This is a genomic window from Sphaerotilus sp. (assembly GCF_013299175.1).
Taxonomy (GTDB): Bacteria; Pseudomonadota; Gammaproteobacteria; order Burkholderiales; family Burkholderiaceae_C; genus Sphaerotilus.
This window is the reverse complement of record NZ_JAAFKF010000192.1, coordinates 1-3460: the sequence shown is the minus strand read 5'-3', so window position 1 is coordinate 3460 and position 3460 is coordinate 1. Positions and strand designations below refer to the sequence as shown.

Below are 3460 nucleotides of genomic sequence, written 5' to 3'. Positions count from 1 at the left end.
TTGGCGAACTTGGCGCCTTGCTCGTAGCCGCACTGGAACTTGCGGATCAGCGGGATGTCCATGCCGCCGACGAAGCCGACCTTGCCGGTCTTGCTCGCCTGCGCGGCCATCATGCCGACGAGGAAGCTGCCTTCATGCTCCTTGAACACGACCGACTGCACGTTGGGCGCGTCCACCACCATGTCGATGATGGCGAACTTGAGCTTCGGGAACTCCTTGGCGACCTTCTCGATGCTGGACGCCTGGCCGAAGCCGATGCCGATGATCGGGCTGGCGCCCCGTTCGGCCATGCGGCGGATGGCCTGCTCGCGCTGGGTCTCGTTGGCGATCTCGAATTCGAGGTAGGGCTTGCCGGTTTCCTTCTTCCAGCGTTCCATGCCGCGGTAGGCCGCTTCGTTGAAGGACTTGTCGAACTTGCCACCCATGTCGAAGATGACCGCCGGATCGGCCAGGGCGGGCAGCGCGGCGGCGAGGGTGACGGACAGGGCAGTCAGGCGCAGGAGGTGCTTCAAGGGCTTCATCGGAGGTCTCGTTGAGGTGTTGACGGGAATCGGAGCCATCGGGTGAAATGCCGCGGAGTCCTGTCCCGAGAGGAGAGCGCAAACGTTGGCTCGCCAAGCTTGCCAAACAGTTCACACCATCCTAACGTTTGCCCCGCGATTGCGACATCCGGCAGGCGCTCCACGTTTTCCCTAAATCCAAGGGTTTGATGCCATGCTCGACAAGCACGACCCATGCCCGCAGAGTCCGGTGGACACCCTGGCCGCCTGGCGCCACCGACCCAAGGTGCTGCTGCACGAACACCTCGATGGCGGTCTGCGGCCCGCGACGCTGCTCGATCTGTGCCGTGCCCGCAGGCTGCAACCCCCCGCCGAGACCGCCGAGGCACTGGGCGACTGGTTCGCGGCGAACGCGCATGCTGGCAGCCTGGAGCGGTATCTGGCCGGCTTCGCGCTGACGGTGGGCGCGATGGCCAGCGTGGCGGCGTGCGAGCGTGTGGCCTTCGAAGCGGCCGAGGACGCCTTGGCCGACGGCTGCGTGCTGGCCGAGTTCCGCATGGCGCCGAGCCTGTTCGCGCCGCTCGGTCTGCGCCCGGAAGCAGCGATCGAGGCGCTGCTGGCCGGGCTGTCGCGCAGTGCGCTGCCGTGCGGGCTGATCGTCTGCGCGATGCGGATGGATGATCCGGCGCGCACCGCATCGGTGGCGCGCATGGCGGGGCGCTACGCTGACCGCGGTGTCATCGGCTTCGATCTGGCGGGCGCTGAACGGGGCTTTCCGCCAACGCTGCACCGCGAGGCGCTCCATGTTGCGCACGACGCCGGACTCGGCCTGACCTGCCACGCCGGCGAGGCCGACGACGGCCACCGCGTCATCGAGGCCATCCGGCTCGGCGCGACCCGCATCGGCCACGGCGTGCGGGTGATGGACAACCCGGTCTGGGTCGAGCAGGCACGGGCGTCAGGGGTGCATTTCGAGGTCTGCCCATCGAGCAATGTCCACACCGGGGCGGCGGCGAGTCTGGCGGCGCACCCGTTTGGCGCGATGACCGCGGCGGGGTTGAACCTGTCTTGCTCGACCGACAACCGGCTCATTTCGCGGGTGACGCTGAGTGGCGAGCTGGCCGCGCTGCAGGTCCACCAGGGTCTGACGGTGGACACGCTGATGCAGCAGCAGCGGGCGGCGGTGCGGGCATCCTTCCTTGGGGATGCTTGCAAGGCGGCTGCGCTGGCGCGGATCGACGCGGCATGACGGGCGTCGTCTGTCTCGGCGGCGCCAACGTGGACCGCAAGCTGCGCGTGGCGGCGCCGGTGCGGCCGGGCAGCTCCAACCCGGCCACGGCCCGCGAAACCTTCGGCGGCGTTGCCCGCAATGTCGCGGAAAACCTCGCCCGCTGCGGCATCCCGGTGCAACTGCTGACCGCTGTCGGCCAGGACGCTGCCGGCCGCGCGCTGCTGGACGCCGCAGCGCAGGCGGGCATCGACGTTCACGCCGTGCAGCCCATTGACGGTGCGCTCACCGGCAGCTACACCGCTGTGCTGGACAGCGATGGCAGCCTCTACGTGGCGCTCGCCCACATGGACCTGTGCGAACAGCTCACGCCGGACTGGCTGGTGCAGCACGCGGACGTGTGCCGTGGCGCGGCGCTGGTGGTGGCCGATCTGAACCTGCCGGTGGCGACGCTGGCTGCGCTGGTGACGGCGGCGGCCGGGGAGGGCGCGCCGCCTCTGGTGCTGGTGGCCGTGTCCGAAGCGAAGATGGACCGCCTGCCGCCGTGGCTGCACGGCGTGCGCTTGCTGGTGCTCAACCGCGGCGAGCTGGCGGCGTGGGCGGGCACCGACGTGCTGGCCGACGGCGTGGCGCGGCTGCGTGCGGCGGGTGTGCGCGATGTGGTCGTGACGCTGGGCGAGGCCGGCTTGTGCCACACCTCGGTGGCGGGCGCGCTGGTGTTTCTGGCTGCGCCGGTCGTGCCTGCCGAGGCGGTGGTCGATGTGACCGGGGCGGGCGATGCGCTGGCCGCCGGCTTGTGCCACGGACTCTGGACCGGTGCCGTCGCGGACCACGGCTGGTCGCTCACCTGTGTGCAGGCACTGGCGCGGGCGGCGTGGACGGTGCAGTGCGCCGAAACCGTCGTGCCGAATGCCGAACAGTTCTCTCCGATCCCTCCTGACTCCCTCTGACAAGGAACACCGATGTCCGATCCCCTGATGCGCTTTTCCACCGAGGTGCAGGCCGCGCGCGACGCGGGCCGCCCGATCGTCGCCCTCGAATCGACCATCATCGCCCATGGCATGCCCTGGCCGCAGAACGTCGAGACTGCCCGCGAGGTCGAGGCGATCATCCGCGCCCGTGGCGCCACGCCGGCGACGATCGCGGTGCTGGACGGGCAGATCTGCATCGGCCTGTCGGACGCGCAGCTTGAACAGCTCGGCCGCGACCCGGACGTGATGAAGCTCAGCCGGCGCGACCTGCCGTATGCGGTGGCGATGCACCGGGCGGGTGCGACGACCGTGGCGGCGACGATGATCTGCGCGGCGCGGGCGGGCATCGAGGTGTTCGTCACGGGCGGCATCGGCGGGGTCCACCGCGGTGCGGCGGAGAGCTTCGACATCTCGGCCGATCTGCAGGAACTGGCGCGCACGCCGGTGGCAGTGGTCTGCGCGGGGGCCAAGTCGGTGCTGGATCTGCCGCTGACACTGGAGTATCTGGAGACGCATGGTGTGCCGGTGGTCGGTGTGGGACAGGACCGGTTCGCGGCCTTCTACAGCCGCGACAGCGGGCTGCCGTGCGATTTTCGGATCGACGCGCCGGCCGATCAGGCGCGCTTCGTGCGGACCAAATGGGCGCTGGGGCTGGGCGGCGGCGTGGTGTTCAGCAACCCGGTGCCGGTGGCGCACGAGATCCTGCCCGCCGAGATCGAGTCCATCACGCGGCAGGCGCTGGACGAGGCCGCCGCCCAGGG

General features: G+C 70.0%; 4 protein-coding genes. 3 read left to right on the top strand and 1 reads right to left on the bottom strand.

Features of this window, described 5'->3' with window-relative positions; genetic code table 11:
• Window positions 1–521 (bottom strand): BMP family lipoprotein (locus tag QZW52_RS19020; protein WP_294001689.1); only part of this gene is annotated, 521 nt, incomplete at its 3' end.
• Between the two features lie 193 nt (window positions 522–714).
• Between QZW52_RS19020 and add the strand changes: the two genes are divergently transcribed.
• The 3 genes from add to QZW52_RS19005 form a co-directional block, all read left to right on the top strand.
• Complete coding sequence (gene add, locus QZW52_RS19015) at window positions 715–1749, top strand: adenosine deaminase (RefSeq protein WP_294001688.1); 1035 nt, start codon at window positions 715–717, stop codon at window positions 1747–1749.
• Window positions 1746–2678: a carbohydrate kinase family protein gene (locus tag QZW52_RS19010; protein ID WP_294001686.1), complete on the top strand. Its 933-nt coding sequence runs from the start codon at window positions 1746–1748 to the stop codon at window positions 2676–2678. The genes add and QZW52_RS19010 overlap by 4 nt, the downstream gene beginning before the upstream one ends.
• Before the next feature lie 12 nt (window positions 2679–2690).
• On the top strand, window positions 2691–3460 hold a 770-nt coding region (locus QZW52_RS19005), incomplete at its 3' end, for a pseudouridine-5'-phosphate glycosidase (RefSeq protein ID WP_294001685.1).

Coding starts and splice junctions, on each gene's coding strand:
- add (WP_294001688.1), top strand. CDS start 715: ATGCTCGACAAGCACGACCCATGCCCGCAGAGTCCGGTGGACACCCTG.
- QZW52_RS19010 (WP_294001686.1), top strand. CDS start 1,746: ATGACGGGCGTCGTCTGTCTCGGCGGCGCCAACGTGGACCGCAAGCTG.